This is a genomic window from Calothrix sp. PCC 6303, from assembly GCF_000317435.1.
GTDB lineage: Bacteria > Cyanobacteriota > Cyanobacteriia > Cyanobacteriales > Nostocaceae > PCC-6303.
Map to the genome: position 1 here is coordinate 6,581,227 of NC_019751.1, position 17,915 is coordinate 6,599,141.

A 17,915-nucleotide genomic window follows, 5' to 3' on the forward strand; every position below is an offset into this window, starting at 1 on the left:
ATTTTTCAAACCGGATCTTCACCAACACCTAATAGCAATTTCAAAAAACAATGCCACAGATAAATTCTCTATAGACCCCTATAGCTCTGCTAGTATACAAGATATATCCCATCTGATATTCTGAACCTGTTGCGAACATTTTTTGAATCGGTATAATGAGCCACAGCATCATATAATTTGGTTGTACATTCGCAAAATCATTCATGGCAAAAGCAATTTGGAATGGTTCAGTTATTGCCGAAAGCAATGATACTGTAATCCTTGAAGGTAATCATTACTTCCCTGCAAGTAGCATCAATCGCCAGTATTTTCAAGAAAGTGATACCCACACAACTTGTCCATGGAAAGGTGTGGCTAGTTATTACAGTCTTGAAGTTGATGGACAGCTAAATAGAGATGCTGCTTGGTATTACCCTAGTACGAAGGAAAAAGCAAAGCAAATTGAAGGATATGTAGCATTTTGGCGCGGTGTTAAGGTTGAAGGTTAATGTAAGTTACCATTAGCAATATGATGGGATGAATTAGGTTTTTTGAGCTAATTACAAATAGTTCAAATAGCTAATTCATCCCGGATTTATGCAACACCATAAAAACATTTTGCCACAACTACTTATTTAACAAAACTTGGGCGTTTAATTCCTCAGCAATCAAGGACGGCAGCCCGTTTTGTGTCGGAGTCTACATCCCCGTTACAAAACATACTCATTACCTATTACTTATTTTTTAATTACTCCAGCTACAGGAAAAATAATATCTTCAAGGGTTCGTAATAATTCTTGTTCGTTGTAGGGTTTAGAAAAATATGCCCTAGCTCCCAATTGAACTGCTAATTGACGGTGTTTTTCACTGCTGCGAGATGTCAGCATTGCTACTGGAATTTCTTTAAGTTCATTGTTAGCTTTGACACGACCTAAGAAACCGTAACCATCAACACGCGGCATTTCAATATCACAAATAACTGCTTGTACCTTCAAACCAACTTGGAGTTTCTCTAAAGCATCCTGCCCATCTTTTGCTTGTTCCACAACATATCCCGCTTTTTCCAAAGTTAAGGCAAGGAAGCGACGAACATTAATAGAATCATCAACAATGAGAATTGTACCTTTTTGTCTACTTTCTTTGGTGGGAGGTTGACGATCTGCGGAATTGAGGAAGGGAGTCTTCAGACGTGCAGATGGTAATTGCTTACGGGGGGTTTGCTCACGATTACCGTTTTGCGAAGCCGTGGCAGAGCTAATAGCATATAGCAATTCATTGATATTTACCAAAGGAATTACTCGACCATCACCGAGAATTGTGCAGTTGTTGAAGCCTCCAGGTAAAGGTATATCACTTTCTACTAACCTAATTGCCACCTCCTGTTCACCCCAAGTTCTATCTACAACCAAGGCAACAGTTTGATTATTACCTTTAAAAACTAATACCGACATGGCATTAATCGCTGCGGGTGTTTCCAAATTGGGATTATCGTAACGCGGACAATTAAACTCAAGATATTGAGCTAAACGAATTAACGGTAAGTGACTGCCTTGCCAATGAATCGCGTCCCCACTGGGGGTAGAAACAATTGTTTCCTCATCCAGTAAGAAAATTTCTTCCACCACATCTGTGGGAAATGCTAACAACATCCGGGCGCTTTCTGCTAATAATACCCGTGCCACTGATAATGTAAATGGCACAGACAGGGTAAAAGTTGTTCCTTGTCCTAGTTCAGTATCAACTGTTACGTCGCCTCTAACCTGTTTGAGGTTATTACGCACTACATCCATGCCAACACCGCGTCCAGAAAGCGCGGTAACTTCATCACTAGTACTAAAACCTGGCTCAAAAATCAGTGATAATAGCTCTTCCTGACTGGCTTGGGTAAGTAATATCTCATCCAGTCCCATTTCTAAGGCACGACTACGAATTTTTTCCAGGGCAATACCACGTCCATCATCCTTAAGTTTAATAATGGTGCGATTACCTTGGTGGGTGGCGGAAATTTCAATTACTCCTTGTTCTGATTTTCCCTGTTCGCGGCGATTGGCTGGAGGTTCGATTCCATGATCAAAAGCATTCCGCATCAAATGCATCAAGGGATCATTTAAAGCTTCCAAAATACTCCGCTCAACTAAGGTATTTCCACCAGAAATTTTGAGTTGGACGTTTTTGCCATATTCGATACATAAATCACGCAAAGCTCTGGGAAACCTATCCACCACATCTGATAGTGGACGCATCCGTACCTGTGTCAATTTCCGCTGCAATTGCTTGGAGGTTTTGTTAACTTTGCGGGCAATATTATCAGTGTCATCCAGGCTGAGTTGTAAATCTGTTGTAACTTCTTGAACCTGAACGATGGTTTCCATAACTTCCTGTGAAAGTAGGTTCAGTTCGTTGTACTGATCCATTTCTAGGGAATCAAAGCCATTATTTAGGGCGGGAGAGTCTCTATTTTCTTTGTTTGCTTCGATTGATAAGTTGTGGAAAAAACTTTCTGAAGATGTAGGGGATGTACTAAAACTAGCTGATCCTTGAGTAGAAATTCTGTCGTAGGCTGTGCGTAAGCGTTGGTTTTCTCGCTCCAATACTTGTACACGCTGGTTGAGATTACGGATCAGTTTCCGGAATCGTTCCAATTGTAGGTTTAGTCCGTTGCGCTGCACAATCAGTTCACCAAACAAATCATTAATTTGTTCTAGTTGTTTGCTAGGAACGCGAACTGTATTTTCTGGGGCTTCTCGTTCTTTTTCTTTACTATGACTGACTATATCGGGTTTGCGATCGCTTACTTGGTAATCACGTTCTTCGATTGCATTAGTTTCTGGTAATTCAACTGCTGCAAATTCAGGTGCCGTCAGATTATCAAATCCAGGAATGGTGATTTCAGCCGCAAAAGCTGCCTCCAAAGCCTCAAAATCGGTGGTCAGAACTTCATCATCTACCCATGTTTGAGCAGCAATTTCTGGTTGTTGTATCGGCTTGTAGATAGCATCTGATGCGATATTAAATTCAATTTCACTGGGTAAATTTTGAATTTGATTAGTTAGCACCATTGCTTGGCTACGTTGCCATGTCTCCAAAGCGCCTCTGGCAATAATGATTACATGATCGGGATCAGCAATTTCTAGGTGATGTGTCACCGACTCACACAGCTTAGAAAATGCTTCTAGTCCTAACATTTCCCCCAATCCACCCAACTCAGCCGCCATAATGGTGACTTCTTCTTTGAGGTTTACCTGTTGGTGATCACTAAGAAATGCTTCTAATCTTTCCAGACAACCTGCAACTTCAGTCTCAAATAACAGGGGGATGATATCTTGTCCATCTTCATCAGAGAGAATACTACTAGCATCTTCAGGGGTGGGATCACCCAAGCGATCGCGTAACTGATCAAATACCGGATAACAAAATTTTATCAACCATTGCTCATCAATCACAGTGGTCTCGGCATGTAATTCAACAATTTGCCGCAACCAATCAACACCAGATAGCAATAAAGTTTGCAACTCTGTCTCTAATTCTAAGGAGTTACGTTTTGTTTTCAAAACTTTGAACGAGTCTTCTATCCGATGTGACAAATCGCTCAAAGCCCGAAAACCCATCATTCCCGCACCACCCTTAATCGAATGTGCAGCACGCAAAGCGGCATTAATGTTATCTAATTCAATTCTGCCAGTTGAACCAATTTCCAGTAAAAACCCTTCCAATGTGTTCAAATAGTCTGTTGCTTCCTCCAGAAATTGCATCTGAATTTCATGTTCTTTGTCATGTGACATGATAGTCGTCCCTAGTCATTAATTATTTTATAAGCTAAGAATTGATCAACCAGTGAGTGGTATTAAGCTAAATTAAAAAGTTTTTCATTAGTCAATACTTAATGTATTAATTTTGACATGCAATCTAGCTTTTCTAAATAATTTTCTCATCTCAAACAACGAAGAACAGTTATCAATAATTTACTTGGGTCTAACTTGCATCATATTGTGGGCATATTGCCTATGTCCAGTGGTCAGTAGAGTATCAGTACAACTTGTGGACTTTACTTACGTACTAGTTTATTAATTTGTGCTGGATGACTTTAGCATATCAATTGTCCAGTCGTTGAACACAAGAAAATAGTAAGTAGGTTAGTGTTGAAAATTGTCGTTGTGGTGAGTGAGTAGCGAGTACTGAGTAGTGGTAAGCGCAAACATTTGGGGTGGCTCTGCCTAGACTGTAAACTTTGATATGATTTTCACGTTTTTTCTTCATACAGTTTTTTGTCATCTACTGGTTCCTAGGCTCTGCCTGGGAACCCTGACTTTGAGGCTCCGCCTCCAGTCAGAATAAGAGGTGGAGCCTCCAAAAATAGTTTTCAAGAAGTTCTGTTTATTTCTAACCATCTACTTATCTAAATTTTCCACCTGAATAGTTATGTCAATATTTTAGTTATCTAAAATTGAGAATCATTATTTTCAATTAGGATAATCAAAAATATTTTGTTTAAATTCATCGATGTTCACAAATTATGACAAGTTAGTTACTATCTATATAGTTAGATTAGGGCAAAACAAACATTTTTATCTAGCCTTATACTAAGCAATTATTTCCCATCTTCCTCAACTGATTTAGTTCAAGTAAATTGTGCAATAAATTTTCTTGGGTAATTCAGACAAAATTCAATCTTTCAATTATTCAGAATCTATGATCAATAGTCAATATCACAAAATACCGTGGAAAAGAATCAGACTTAATTGTTGATTTATCCTATCTTGTGAAATTATGAATTAGGAATCAGCAAAAAATCAACCAAATGAAACATTTATTTTCTTTGAGCATTGAATAATCAGGTATAAGTAAAATCAGCTTATGGCGTTTTGAGCTAAAAAGCAGCAAAATTTCATAAATATAGCTATTAGATGAGACTCTACAGATCAGCAATAAATGAACATCTGAAGCATATCAGTCACAAAAATATAGGCACCCTGAAAATAATTCAAACTAGAAACATGCACTTATGCAAAGTAAAATCAATTATTTTGCTCTACTTTCATTAAATACCAAAGAATCTATTCTTTCAAAAAATCTATCTTGTCACAATAGTAATTACTCACGCTAATCTAATTTAAACAGTCACTAATTAACCTTAAATGTACCAACAGTTGTCTGCAATTGTTGAGAAATCTCCACGGTTTGCTGCAATGATCTTGATACCTGACGAGACGAATCACTAGTACGTTGTGATGTGATTGCAATCTGCCTCATCAATTGACTCACGGCTTGGGAAGTTTCTACTTGTGAAGCAGTTGTATTTGATATTAACTGTACCAATGCATCAATTTGTCCAGATATTTCTAATATCTGTCCCAAACTTAATTTGGCATCTTCCACAATTCTTGTACCTTCTACTACTTGGGTAGTTCCCATTTCCATTGCCTGAACAACTTCTGTTGTTTCTCGCTGGATATTTTCGACTATTTGCTCAATTTCTTTGGTTGCTGAAGCTGAACGTGCAGCTAATTCACCAACTTCTTCAGCGACAATCGCAAAACCTTGCCCTTCCTCTCCAGCGCGTGCTGCTTCAATTCCAGCATTAATGGCAAGAAGATTGGTTTGCATGGAAATTTGATTAATTAGCGCCACCACATGGGAAATTTGTTGTGTAGATTCACCCAATCGTTTAACTTTCTTGGCTGTTTCACCAACAGTTTCCCGCAAATTTAAAATGTTTTGTACCGTCAAATCCATGGCATGTCCACTCTTATTAGCTGTGGTGCGAGCAGCATTAGCCACTTCCGCTGCTTGCTGGGCATTCTCAGCTACATTTTTCATGGAAATGGTCATATTATCAACTGCATCCAGAGTATGGTTGATTTCAGCGGCTTGATTGAGTGCTTCCTCTGCCAAATGGTTGATTTCTCCAGAATTACTACTAATTGCAGAGTTAACTTTGGTGGCTGTTTCCTTAACTTGGGTGACAATATCCCGTAGACTTTCAACTATGGAATTGAAAAAGTCTGCGACTGTACCAATTTCCCCGGCTGTAACGTCAGCACGAACAGTCAAATCACCGCTAGCTGCACCTTCTACTTCAGTCAGCAGTTCTAAAAGCTGGGTTTGCAGGGCTTCTTTTTGATATCGTTCATCTTTGGTGGATAACTCGGCAACTTGCCGACCTTGATCTAATTCCTCCATCAATTGTGCCTGTTCTAAGGCATAACCGATTTGAATTGCTAGCTGTTGGAATAACTCAATTTCATTTTTTTGCCATATGCGGGGACTATCACAATGATGGGCAATCAGTAATCCAACCAAGTTTTCTTGCCTGACAATCGGGGCAATCAAATTAGCTTTGACCTCAAATTTCTCCAGCATTTTGATGTAGCAATTAGCATTTGCTAAGTTAGGGTCATCATAGATATTGTTGATGACGCGAATCCGACCATTTTTGTAGGTCTCTAAATGTTTTTCTCGAAAACATGGGTCATAGATTTCAACTCCTGTCATTTTAGGAAAGCTTGCAGTTAGAGATTCCGCAACTACAGTTCCTTCCCAAGTTTCCTGATTAAATTTGTATATTACAACTCGGTCAGTTTGCAAAGCTTGGCGAATTTCTCTAACTCCAGTGTTAAATATCTCGTCGCTTTTGAGGGTACGACGAATTCGCAGGGTAATTTCTGCTAAATATTTAGCTCGTTCAACATCTAGTTCTTGTTTTCGCAGCAGTGTTTGTAGCTCTTCTGCCATATTATTGATATTTGTGCCCAGAGTACCCAATTCGTCTTGGCGATTGACTTCCAAACGGTTGCTGAAGTCTCCTTTCCCAAGTCCAGCAACTATGTTTGTGGCATTCAAAATTGGTTGAGTTGCCCGTTTAGCAAGAATATAGGCAATGCCAGCAGCAGCTAGGGCTGCAACTATGGTACCTAAGGCTGTGAGCCAAAATAGTTGTGTTTTTGGGGCTAATGCTGTTGCTTTGTCAACGGCAAAGATTACCTGCCACTTTAAATCTAGATCAGTCAAGCCCTCAATTTTTCTGGAAGTAAAGCTGACTAATTTTTCTTGGTTGTCAGGTTTAGTTGTGGTAATAAATGTACCTTCCGACTTTGATGCTTGCTGCTGGCTCAAGCCGGGAAAATCAGTTTTAGCTTCGTGCCCAACATTTTCTTGATTACTTGCGAGGAAAAATTTTCCTGTGCTATCACTGATGTAAAATTCTCCGTAGTTTGCCGAATAGGCTTTGACAACATTTTCTAAAGATTTAATTGGGATGCGTGCCCTGACAATATAAATCGTTTCATTTGTAGCTACATCTTTAACGGGGGCTAACGCGTATATACTTAATTTTTTGGATGATTTTGAGGCTTCTGGTTGGGTGATTAATGGGCGATCGATTTGTTTTGCAGTTTGAAAGTATTTGCGATCGCTAAAACTGCCAATCGCTTCTTCTCCTTTCGATTGAGCAACCACTTGACCATCTAGACCAAGAATGGTGACACTATCGTAAATCTGATTACTACCATCAATTAGTTGATCGAGAATCTGGACTTTTTGCTGTGGAGTGGAAGTTTCTCGAAAACTTTTATCAGTTAAAATTGCAGAACTGGCAAGAATTTTAATGTCTTTATAGCGTTCTTTCATGAACTGATTGATTTGATCCCCTAACCCGGAAGCCTCAATCTGCTGCACCTGAAAAATCTTGTTTTTAATGGACTCGCTAATTAATAAATTTGATACTGTTCCTAATGCCAGTACCGGAAAAGTCCCGATGGCGATCGCAATGACTGTAGCTTTTGTGCGTAGGCTCAATTCTTGAAATCTCGATAAAATCGGATTCATGGGAGGATTATAGGGTTGTGGAGTAATGGATTGATCCGAAGATAAGATAATGCTATTTTTGTTATCTATTTTGTTAATTCCAGCAATCACCTCTGGTGTAGATGCTGATCTGCTTTGAATATCCCGACTTTTAGCCGCGTCTGTTTTATGAGACATAACTCACCTATGGAAATAAGATCGATGGGAACATTGGGAATAATTACTCAATTCGGAAAATCACGAAACTCTAGCTTTAAATTAAGTTCGTAGTTCCGAAGAATGGACAATTGCCTGTGCGTCTAATACCAAAATTGTTTCTGTCTCTTTAGCAACGCATCCTCGCAAGTAAGGCACTAAACTAGATGCCACCTGTCCAATGGGTGAATGGATCTCATCAACCAAAAATTTAGTTGTGCCGATGATTTCATCGACAATTAAACCGAAAATTAATGCATCCACACGAATTACAATCACATTGTATTGACGCGATCGCATTTCTACTGACTCCAAGTTCAGCATCCTTGGTAAGTCAATTGTCCAAAGTATTCGACTTCGCCAATTCATCAACCCCAAAATACAAGGTGCCATTCCCGGCATTGAAGTTACCGACTCAACTGGTACCACAACTGCTTCTTGGGTATGACGCATTGCCACAACGGCAGTTGTTTGACGGTTTAGATGAAATTTCAGATAACCATCTACTAAGTTATTTGATTCTGCTTTTGGCGTAATTGTGATTTTGGAACTGTCCATAAGGTTGAAATTACTTTTTAGATTGCTTTAAACTGCCACTGATTTAATTACACCTAAAAGTTGATCACGAGTATAGGGTTTGGTGACATAAGCATCAGCCCCCTGACGTATTGCCCACAATCGATCAATTTCTTGGTTTTTGGAACTGCAAACTACAATTGGCACTTTTTGAGTTTGAGGATTTCGTTTGAGCGCTCTACATAGCTCAAAACCACTCATCCCCGGCATCACCACATCTGTAACAACGGCATCTAGTTTCTGTTCTTCGGCTTTAATTAAGGCTTCTCTCCCATCGACGGCTTTAATGACGTTATATCCACTTTCGTGTAAATAGTGACTCATTAGCTCCAACTCACTAGGAGAATCTTCAACAATTAAAATAGTGCCGAGTAGGATCAAGCTCACGATCAAATCTCCTTACTAAATTACGGGTTTTGAGAAAATCTCAACACACATCAAAAAACTGACAACACTCTTTTTCAACCTCTATGTTGAGTAAGTTTGAATATTTTAATGGATGTGTTTGTAAACAATTTTTAATAATTCTTCTTGTGTGAAAGGTTTGGTGAGATAACCTGATGATCTGACCATCTTGGCTTTAGCCCGATCGATGAAGCCTGTTCTACCCGTTACCATGACAATGGGAATATCTTTGAATGCAGAATGTCTCCTCAATAGTGAGCATAGTTCGTAACCGTCCAAGTTTGGCATTTCTACATCCATCAAAACCAAATCGGGTTTGCTTCTGAGAATTTGCATCAAAGCTTTAACTGGATCGTTAATCATCACAACTGAAAAGTTTTCGTCATCCAAAAATAGTTTGATTGAGTTCAAAACTGTGGGACTATCGTCGATGCAGGCAACTGTATAAGTCTTGCTGGATTTCTTGTCTCCTTGATTTATTGGTGTTTGTCTCAAATCTTCTGTTGCTGGTTGCGAAGGTGCAGTTTCTTCAACTTCTGATAACTCTTCCACTTCACCTCTGGTGGGAGGTTTGCTTTGGTAAGCTTCGGTTATGGATGCACCGGGGGTGTCCTCAGTAGGGGAAAATTGATTATTTTGCCGGTTTCGCAGTTGACTTTGGCAATGTTCCACCAAAGAGCGCAAATCTAAATGGCAAAATTTTGGATATTCATCCAAACAAGTCTCACGATTCAGTTCATAACTACCCTCTTTTAAAGCCAAAAAAGATTCTAATACCTCTTTTGCCATTTCCTCGATTAGAAAAGCAGCTTGTTCTGATGTTAGATAACCCCGGTTTACTAACCAGCAAATTGCCTGATAATCTACTTGTGCGATCGCGCTATTGTCCTGCTTACCTTCAAACAGTAGCCGCATTTGCATTCGCGTTGCACTATTGAGCGCCGGATTTTGCCGACTCAAGTTTTCCAGATGACCATCTAACCAATTAAATAGCTGGTCGGAATAGGATGCGTAAGTTAGTTTACCTTCATCTAGGTAAAGTGACCATGAAATCGCTCCGGTCATCACTCGTAGGCAACCTGTAGCCCGCCGACTTGTTAATTGTGCTAGAAGTGACAATGGGTGAAGCTTTGGAAAAAACTTGTAGCCACCTAGAGATGTTGTGCTCATATTATCTTTACCTAAACCCACTTTAATAGGTATAAATGAAATCATTATCGGGCTTTGCCCTAATCGCATCAAAAAAATAATTTTCAGATACTAGTATACTAAATCACAAAAAATATGCTTCTGTATAGGTAATAGAATGCAATAATAACAAAGGTTTGATGAAGATAATCAAAGTTATGTTAGTTCAGTAATTGCAGTTAATATACTTGATTATACTGATATTCACACTTGTAACTAAACTAATTATAAAAACTCTACAAACCTTATAGTATAACGATAGTCTTTAACTAAGTTGGATCTAAAGATTTGAAGGATGAAACTTTTTACTAAAAACAATTTTACCTGAAACCATACTAGTACTAGCACATGGATTGAAGCCTAGCAATAATGGGAAACTATAACGGTATTAATACGTATATTTTGTCTATTATGTATATTCAATGATGGTATTTGAGATATGATTCGGTATTTCGATTAAGCAGTATTTTGTGTAAAAAAGCATAACTAGAGGAATATCTACACGTAATTTTAATTGAATTTTCTTTAAAGATAAAGTTATGAGTTATACAAAGATTTATCAAAGCTTCTCTAAATAGTTTAAGTTCAATTTAATTTCCGTTTTTTCAGGGGTCAAATTTTGACGCAAAAAAACGACAGTACTACTTAATTAAAGTGGTACTGCCGTCCAAAAACTCTAAGTTTTTAGTAGTGCGGATGAAAGGACTTGAACCTTCACGCCTCTCAGCACTAGAGCCTAAATCTAGCGCGTCTGCCATTCCGCCACATCCGCATCAGTTAACAACAATAACACAAATAAATTTTTGTGTCAATTAAAAAATAACTGATGCAAGTTAAAACAATTCCATCAACAAAAACCCTGTAGAGAAGGGATATATCGCCCTATCGACGAGATACTTTTAAATTGAGTCGGGGTAAACGATGTTTAAAAGAGCAGAGAATTTCCCAGGAAATTGTATTTAATTGATTTGCCCAGTCATCGGCTGTGATTTTTTGATCCTGTTCTTGTCCCAATATAGTCACCACCTCACCTTCTTGTAGATCACGAATACTAGTAACATCTAGCATCAGCTGATCCATTGTGATGGTACCAATTTGGTTAATTCGTTGACCACGAATCAATACTTGCATCTGATTGGAAAGATTGCGGGGTATGCCGTCAGCATAGCCAATACCCACCACTGCGATCCGCATTTCCCGGTCAGCTATATAATGATGTCCGTAACTTACTCCTGTACCGGGCGTGATGCTTTTGATTTGGGTTATACGTGCTTTAACTTGCAGTACAGGTTTAAGATTGATTTTAGAACGAAGGTGCGGGGCTGGATAAAGTCCATAGGCTGCTAATCCCACCCGAACTAAATCATAATGAAAGGCTGAGTTGGTAATCGTAGCCGCAGAATTAGCTAGGTGCAGACAGGGTATATCAATTCCTCGATCTTTTATTCGAGCGATCGCATCTTCAAACCGTTGGTGTTGTAGATTCATTACCGTCGGGTCTGGACTATCTGCGGTGGCAAAGTGAGAATATATACTAGCTATTTTTAAATGGGGTAATCTTTCTACCAGTTGCACAAACTCTGCTGCTTCTTGCCAGTTTGTTCCTAAGCGGGACATACCCGTGTCTAGTTTAATATGTACTGGTAAAGGTTCAAGTATATTACTGGATTCTAAAGTATCGGAAAATACTAAAGCCTGCTTAGGGCTACACAATGTCGGTTGCAGTTTCCAATGTGCGATCGCATAAATTTGTTCGGCGCTGTGAGTTGCTCCTAAAATCAGGATTGGTGCTTTAATTCCTGCTTCTCTCAACTCAATTCCTTCAGGAATTGTCGCTACTCCTAACCAGCTTGCACCTGAATCTAGTGCTGTTTTGGCAATAGTTACCGCTCCATGTCCGTAAGCATCGGCTTTTACAACTGCCATTAATTCTGCACCGGGTGATACTAATTTCCGTAACTGCTGAATATTATGTGCCACCGCAGCAACATCAATTTCTACCCAAGCCCGTTGTGAAAACCATTCATAACTATCACATAACGGTAGATGTGATCTGACATCCCTACCATTTTCATGACTTAACATATGACTCTACTCCTATCACACCACACTTAAGTTTGCTTGAGATTATCTAAAGAGATATTCAAATTTTCCCAAGCATACTCCGAATAATTTGGAAGTTTAACTTCCATTAGTGAGTCACCACAAGAGGATATGAAATTCAAAATGTGACGAAGTGTGACAAAAGTAATAATGTATTTTTTCTCAGCTTGAGCCTAATGTATTTTATTTGACATCTATCTAAATTCGTTCATTAGACCCATGATTCAGCTTAATAATATAAGAATAAAAGCTATTTAGCTAAATACGATCTAAACTAAGTCCAACTTTTCTAAGTATATTTATTGATATTGTAAAAACTAAAAGCTTTGAAGTAATCAAGTAAAAACACTTATATATTTTCACAAAAATCTCGATGTATCAATTGTTAACACTTATCAAAGCAAATGATATTTGTGTTAATATATGTAAAACTAATGCCTTGAGCTTTTATCAATGGGTAAGGTTTTAGTCCTAAACGCCTCTTACGAACCGCTCAACATTACCAGCTGGCGTAGAGCTGCGGTTTTGTTAATTAAGGGCAAAGCAGAGCGGGTAGAACACAATGGCAAGTATCTCTATGCGGATTTTCCGTTGCCCACAGTCATTCGGCTAAGACACTATGTCCGAGTGCCCTACAAGGAAATTCCACTTACTCGCCGAAATATACTGCACCGTGATGGTCACAGTTGTCAGTACTGTGGCTACACGGGGGACGAGTTAACTCTGGATCATGTAATTCCGCGATCGCGTCGTGGCGGTGACAGCTGGGAAAATATTGTGACAGCTTGCGTGAGGTGTAACGTCCATAAAGGAAGTAGAACACCACAGGAAGCGCACATGCCTTTGCGCCATGCACCTCGCAGACCATATAGCAGCCTCTACTTTGAAGTGAGCAAACACTTGAAAAGTGGAGTGCATACAGAGTGGCAAAAATACGTTATTGGTCTTTAGCAATATGAACACCTAACTTAAGTTAAGAGTTTAGCTATAACCAAGAGTCGCTTTACGCCTCTGACCTAAACCTGTGCGACGAACTTATTGAGTTTAACAGAGAACTTCGTCGCAATCAACTATTTGCGCCAATTATTTCAGGGTGCCTATTTGCGACTGGGAAAAAGGATTGGGTAAAATAGGATTTTCTGGCTAGATCGGCTTTTGTGACATAAAAATGTGGTTTTTGCGTCTTTCGGCGTAATGGATCACTGATTCAAAATCAATCATTAGGTACGTCAAATTAGGAAGCCACGTTCCTAGAGTTGAAATGTGCCGGTTGCAACATGTCATGTAAAGTATAAGACTGGCATAATTAACGTGTCATATCTCCATATTTTTGCGAAGATCGTAGTGTGCAGCTAAACCAATTGGCTACCGACTGTAGTCTTCAATTAGTAGTCCAAAGCTTCACACTTATTAGCTAGCCTTCTCCTATGGAATTCAATTCTTACATTTCCCAGCTTGAGAGTTTGCCTTTGACAACCGATCCGATCCCCGAAGAAGGCGATATGGATATCACCAAACAACCTGTTAATGGGTTAGTAGGTGAAGCCAGTGCCTATTTAAATCAGCGCAACACACCAATTAATCAGAAATTAGAAGAGTTACGTAATACCCTTCTAGCGCATCGGCACGAGCGCCATTTAATTGTTTTGCAAGATTTCCCCGATCCCGATGCCCTTTCCTGTGCTTGGGCTTACTTATTAATATCTCAGCAATACGATATCAAATGTGAAATCATTTACGCTGGAACCCTTAGCCATCAGGAAAACATTGCTTTAGTCAAACTTACAGGTTTACCAGCACAGCGTTGGACACTACAAACCGTTAAAAACAAAGATCTATCCTCATATCAAGGCTTTATATTATTAGATAACCAAGGAACTACTTCGCAGTTAGTGGATGTAATTCAGCAAGCACGCATCCCCCTAGTTGCAGTCATTGATCATCATAGTTTACAAGTTGAACTCAAGGCTGAATTTACTGATATTCGCCCTTCGGTACGAGCAACGGCAACAATTTTTACCCAGTACATTCAATCAGGACTGTTGACTTTAGATAGCAGTATCAGTCAACATGTCAAGTGTGTTACTGCCCTGATGCATGGCTTACGTTCGGACACAAATCGTCTGATGCAAGCACAGGAAGAAGATTTTATCGCAGCGGCATACCTGAGTCGGTACTATGATGTTCAATTGTTAAACGCCATACTACAAGCGAATCGTTCTAAACGAGTCATGGACGTGATTGAGCGATCGCTTAAAAACCGGATCGTCCAAAATAACTTCTCCATCGCTGGGGTTGGCTATCTGCGCTACGATGATCGTGATGCAATCCCCCAAGCTGCCGATTTTCTTGTCACCGAAGAAAACGTACATACTGCCGTCGTCTACGGTATTGTCCACGACGAAGATGAGGATGAGTTGGAAGTCGTCATTGGATCTTTGCGAACCACTAAACTCACCTTAGATCCCGATGAGTTTATCAAAGAAGCCTTCGGACAAGATAGTAGCGGACGCTTTTTTGGTGGAGGCAGAACTAGTGCTGGAGGATTTGAAATCCCCATGGGCTTTTTATCTGGGGGAAATGAAAACTCTTCCTATGCCAAGATGAAATGGGAAGTTTACGATGCTCAAATCAAGCAAAAACTACTGCGGCTAGTAAATCCCAAAGATAACCCAATTCAGGCAGAATAAATCAGTTATCGGTCAGAAACAAGTAACAAGAGTCCAGGTCTTGGCACTATGGGTTTATACTAGGCTTTTGAATTGGATGTAATTTCGACACTTCTGTTTCATACAATTTTTGTGTCATCGGCTGGTTCCTAGGCTCTGCCTGGGAACTCTGACTTTGAGGCTCTGCCTCTTATTCTGAATTTTTAGATGGGTGGTGGCATTCACGGGTGGTTGATTATCATTTCGATTAACTGTGGTAGCGTTTAAATAAAATTGCAAAACTCGGCTTGAAGGTATCTACGAAGTACCAGATTCGGCTAAACTAAGTCTTGGTTTATTGCATTAGTTTGTAGCTGGCATGGAAATTGGACAAAGAGTAAAGGTATATCGGTTACGCGATCGCTTATCGGGTGGAATGGCTAAAAGACTAGGGCAAACTGGTATTATCCAGGGCTACAAAGTCACAGATGGAATGGGGATTGGAGTTGTAGTGCTATTTGATGATAATTTCTCTACCTGGTTTTTTGAGGACGAACTCAAACTGGCAAATTAGGTAATACAGAATTTAGGGTTGGAAAATTGGGTAGTTTCATCACTTCCGAATGTTCACCCCTAAATCCCGACTTTCTTCCCTGATGCTGAGTCATTGCACTTTCGCCTAGTGTTAAGTTGGAGTTACAAAAATGGCGATGAAATTAGGAATTAAGTAATGGCGCTAATATTAACTTTTTTAGGTAGAGGTAGTACGTCGCGGACTAAAATAGCGATCGCTACGGCAAAGAAGTTTGCAAGTCAGGGAAAGCGCACACTTTTAGCAGGGGGTGCAGAACCTGCTATGGCAACTTTACTTGGTACTTCTCTAAGTACTGAACCACAAGAGATATCATCAAACCTCCAAGCTGTCCAGTTTCAAACTGGAGTCTTGTTAGAAAAAGGTTGGGAAGAAGTCAAAAAACTAGAAGCACAATATCTCAGAACACCAATCCTCAAAGAAGTATTCGGTCAAGAACTTGCCTTTATTCCCGGTTTAGAAAGTGCCCTCGCCCTTAATACTATCCGTCAATATGATGAAAGTGGCAAATATGACGTAATTATTTACGATGGTGCAGGGGATTCCTCAACCTTACGGATGGTGGGTTTACCGGAATCTTTGAGTTGGTATGTACGACGCTTCCGTCAATTATTTGCCAATTCTGACTTAGGCAGAAGTATTTCCGAATCACCTTTGATTCAGCCTTTAGTTAGTACTTTTTTTAACATTAACTGGACATCTGATAACTTTTCCCAACCTACTAACCTGGCGAATAATTTCCTCGATAAGGGCAAGTCTGTATTATCTGACCCGAAAAGGTTTGCAGCCTTTTTAGTCACCAGTAATGATCCTGTGGAAGTCCTCACAGCACGTTATTTATGGGGTGCAGCCCAACAAGTAGATCTAACAGTAGGTGGTGTAATCCAAGTTGGTGCAGGTGGCACTAATGTTAGTGAAGAATTTAGCCCATTAAACATCACTCACGTCACCGCAGATAATTGGCAGGGAATGATGGATGCATTACCAGATTTTGCCACCCAAGCAATTGAAGCACCCAAACCCATAGAAATTGATATTAATGGTCGTCAAGTACGTTTATTTTTACCGGGATTTGACAAAAAGCAAGTCAAACTAACTCAATATGGACCAGAAGTCACCATCGAAGCTGGAGATCAACGACGAAATATTGCTTTACCTCCAGCATTAAGCGGTAAACCAGTCACAGGGGCAAAATTTCAGCACAATTATTTGATTATTTCATTTTAGACTTTTAGGGACGAGAATCAACAAACCATAACTTCCTCTAATGGCTTTCCTCGTCTCCATTCTGTCTTATACTCAAAATAAAACTCATGCACTCACAGGAAGTATCGCCGTAGTACGGTGAGGTCTGTGAAAATAATTTTTTAGCACCTGAACGATTATTTATCAGTACAAATCAATTAGGAATAATGTCAGATTTAACCCCAACAACTCCAAACCCTGAAGATGAACGCAGTGGTAAAACTCGGCAATTGCTGGGAATGAAAGGTGCATCAGCCGGTGAAACCTCGATTTGGAAAATTCGCTTGCAGTTGATGAAACCAATCACCTGGATTCCCCTCATTTGGGGGGTTGTTTGTGGTGCTGCTTCATCGGGTGAATTTACCTGGACTTTAGAAAATGTCCTCATGTCGGCAGCTTGTATGTTGTTGTCGGGACCCCTGTTAGCAGGGTATACACAGACACTCAACGAATATTACGACCGCGAGATTGATGCCGTTAACGAACCCTACCGTCCAATTCCTTCGGGGGCAATTCCTTTACCCCAAGTAATTACCCAAATTTGGGTGTTATTAATTAGTGGGAATATCCTAGCTGTACTTTTGGATACTTGGGCTGGAAATAGCTTCCCCACCATCACCTGTATTGCCGTTTTAGGTTCATTTATTGCCTATATTTATTCAGCACCACCATTAAAGCTGAAACAAAATGGTTGGTTTGGTGGTTATGCTTTAGGTGCTAGTTATATTGCTTTTCCTTGGTGTACAGGTCATGCTTTGTTTGGTGAATTAAATTGGAAAATCGTTGTTTTTAGCGTGGTTTACAGTTTGGCAGGATTAGGTATTGCCATTGTCAACGACTTTAAGAGTGTAGAAGGCGATCGCCAATTTGGTTTAAAGTCTTTACCAGTGATGTTTGGGGTTGATAAAGCTGCTTGGATATGCGTGACAATGATAGATGTGTTTCAAATAGCGATCGCATGTTACCTCATCTATATACACCAACAGCTTTATGGTGCAATTGTTCTACTTTTAGTGATTCCGCAAATGACATTTCAAGATATGTACTTTTTGCGCGATCCACTCAAAAATGATGTTAAATATCAAGCAAGCGCCCAACCATTCCTAGTTTTAGGGATGCTTGTAGCTGGTTTAGCATTGGGACATGCTGGATAGTTAAGGAAACGCGGGAATCTAGAGTCT

General features: G+C 39.7%; 12 protein-coding genes and 1 tRNA gene. 6 read left to right on the plus strand and 7 right to left on the minus strand.

Annotated features, from left to right (window positions below; translation table 11 throughout):
• Positions 1 to 203: 203 nt before the first annotated feature.
• Positions 204 to 488 carry a DUF427 domain-containing protein gene (locus CAL6303_RS26735; protein ID WP_015200967.1) on the plus strand — a complete coding sequence of 95 codons (285 nt, stop codon included), beginning with the start codon at positions 204 to 206 and terminating at the stop codon, positions 486 to 488.
• A gap of 228 nt (positions 489 to 716) precedes the next feature.
• Here CAL6303_RS26735 and CAL6303_RS26740 read toward each other — a convergent pair whose 3' ends face one another.
• The 7 genes from CAL6303_RS26740 to alr all read right to left on the minus strand — a co-directional run bounded on the left by CAL6303_RS26740 (position 717) and on the right by alr (position 12,231).
• On the minus strand, positions 717 to 3,761 hold the full coding sequence (locus CAL6303_RS26740; protein WP_015200968.1) for a hybrid sensor histidine kinase/response regulator: 3,045 nt from the start codon (positions 3,759 to 3,761) through the stop codon (positions 717 to 719).
• A gap of 1,339 nt (positions 3,762 to 5,100) precedes the next feature.
• Entirely contained in the window at positions 5,101 to 7,959 is a 2,859-nt protein-coding gene (locus tag CAL6303_RS26745; RefSeq protein ID WP_015200969.1) for a methyl-accepting chemotaxis protein, read from the minus strand.
• Positions 7,960 to 8,040: 81 nt separating this feature from the next.
• Complete coding sequence (locus tag CAL6303_RS26750) at positions 8,041 to 8,535, minus strand: chemotaxis protein CheW (RefSeq protein ID WP_015200970.1); 495 nt, start codon at positions 8,533 to 8,535, stop codon at positions 8,041 to 8,043.
• Positions 8,536 to 8,562: 27 nt separating this feature from the next.
• The gene (locus CAL6303_RS26755; RefSeq protein ID WP_015200971.1) at positions 8,563 to 8,940 is read right to left on the minus strand and encodes a response regulator; all 378 of its coding nucleotides are present in this window, start codon (positions 8,938 to 8,940) and stop codon (positions 8,563 to 8,565) included.
• 105 nt (positions 8,941 to 9,045) lie between these two features.
• Positions 9,046 to 10,128: a response regulator gene (locus tag CAL6303_RS26760; RefSeq protein ID WP_041740961.1), complete on the minus strand. Its 1,083-nt coding sequence runs from the start codon at positions 10,126 to 10,128 to the stop codon at positions 9,046 to 9,048.
• Positions 10,129 to 10,837: 709 nt separating this feature from the next.
• Positions 10,838 to 10,918: transfer RNA gene (locus tag CAL6303_RS26765), tRNA-Leu, on the minus strand.
• 110 nt (positions 10,919 to 11,028) lie between these two features.
• Positions 11,029 to 12,231, minus strand: coding sequence for an alanine racemase (alr, locus tag CAL6303_RS26770; RefSeq protein WP_015200973.1), 1,203 nt, complete (start codon positions 12,229 to 12,231; stop codon positions 11,029 to 11,031).
• 471 nt (positions 12,232 to 12,702) lie between these two features.
• Here alr and CAL6303_RS26775 point away from each other — a divergent pair, with 471 nt between their 5' ends.
• From CAL6303_RS26775 to chlG, 5 genes are all read left to right on the plus strand, one after another.
• Entirely contained in the window at positions 12,703 to 13,200 is a 498-nt protein-coding gene (locus tag CAL6303_RS26775) for an HNH endonuclease (RefSeq protein ID WP_015200974.1), read from the plus strand.
• Positions 13,201 to 13,751: 551 nt separating this feature from the next.
• The gene (locus tag CAL6303_RS26780; protein WP_415748912.1) at positions 13,752 to 14,939 is read left to right on the plus strand and encodes a DHH family phosphoesterase; all 1,188 of its coding nucleotides are present in this window, start codon (positions 13,752 to 13,754) and stop codon (positions 14,937 to 14,939) included.
• A 337-nt stretch (positions 14,940 to 15,276) separates the two neighbouring features.
• Positions 15,277 to 15,471 carry a DUF2862 domain-containing protein gene (locus CAL6303_RS26785; RefSeq protein ID WP_015200976.1) on the plus strand — a complete coding sequence of 65 codons (195 nt, stop codon included), beginning with the start codon at positions 15,277 to 15,279 and terminating at the stop codon, positions 15,469 to 15,471.
• Positions 15,472 to 15,627: 156 nt separating this feature from the next.
• Complete coding sequence (locus CAL6303_RS26790; RefSeq protein ID WP_015200977.1) at positions 15,628 to 16,716, plus strand: ArsA family ATPase; 1,089 nt, start codon at positions 15,628 to 15,630, stop codon at positions 16,714 to 16,716.
• A 185-nt stretch (positions 16,717 to 16,901) separates the two neighbouring features.
• Entirely contained in the window at positions 16,902 to 17,888 is a 987-nt protein-coding gene (gene chlG, locus CAL6303_RS26795) for a chlorophyll synthase ChlG (RefSeq protein WP_015200978.1), read from the plus strand.
• Positions 17,889 to 17,915: the final 27 nt, after the last annotated feature.

What these genes read in the sequence shown, in the direction of transcription:
- CAL6303_RS26745 (WP_015200969.1), bottom strand. Translation starts at nt 7,959, where the DNA reads ATGTCTCATAAAACAGACGCGGCTAAAAGTCGGGATATTCAAAGCAGA.
- CAL6303_RS26740 (WP_015200968.1), bottom strand. Translation starts at nt 3,761, where the DNA reads ATGTCACATGACAAAGAACATGAAATTCAGATGCAATTTCTGGAGGAA.
- CAL6303_RS26790 (WP_015200977.1), top strand. Translation starts at nt 15,628, where the DNA reads ATGGCGCTAATATTAACTTTTTTAGGTAGAGGTAGTACGTCGCGGACT.
- CAL6303_RS26735 (WP_015200967.1), top strand. Translation starts at nt 204, where the DNA reads ATGGCAAAAGCAATTTGGAATGGTTCAGTTATTGCCGAAAGCAATGAT.
- CAL6303_RS26775 (WP_015200974.1), top strand. Translation starts at nt 12,703, where the DNA reads ATGGGTAAGGTTTTAGTCCTAAACGCCTCTTACGAACCGCTCAACATT.
- CAL6303_RS26780 (WP_415748912.1), top strand. Translation starts at nt 13,752, where the DNA reads ATGGATATCACCAAACAACCTGTTAATGGGTTAGTAGGTGAAGCCAGT.
- CAL6303_RS26785 (WP_015200976.1), top strand. Translation starts at nt 15,277, where the DNA reads ATGGAAATTGGACAAAGAGTAAAGGTATATCGGTTACGCGATCGCTTA.
- chlG (WP_015200978.1), top strand. Translation starts at nt 16,902, where the DNA reads ATGTCAGATTTAACCCCAACAACTCCAAACCCTGAAGATGAACGCAGT.
- alr (WP_015200973.1), bottom strand. Translation starts at nt 12,231, where the DNA reads ATGTTAAGTCATGAAAATGGTAGGGATGTCAGATCACATCTACCGTTA.
- CAL6303_RS26750 (WP_015200970.1), bottom strand. Translation starts at nt 8,535, where the DNA reads ATGGACAGTTCCAAAATCACAATTACGCCAAAAGCAGAATCAAATAAC.
- CAL6303_RS26760 (WP_041740961.1), bottom strand. Translation starts at nt 10,128, where the DNA reads ATGAGCACAACATCTCTAGGTGGCTACAAGTTTTTTCCAAAGCTTCAC.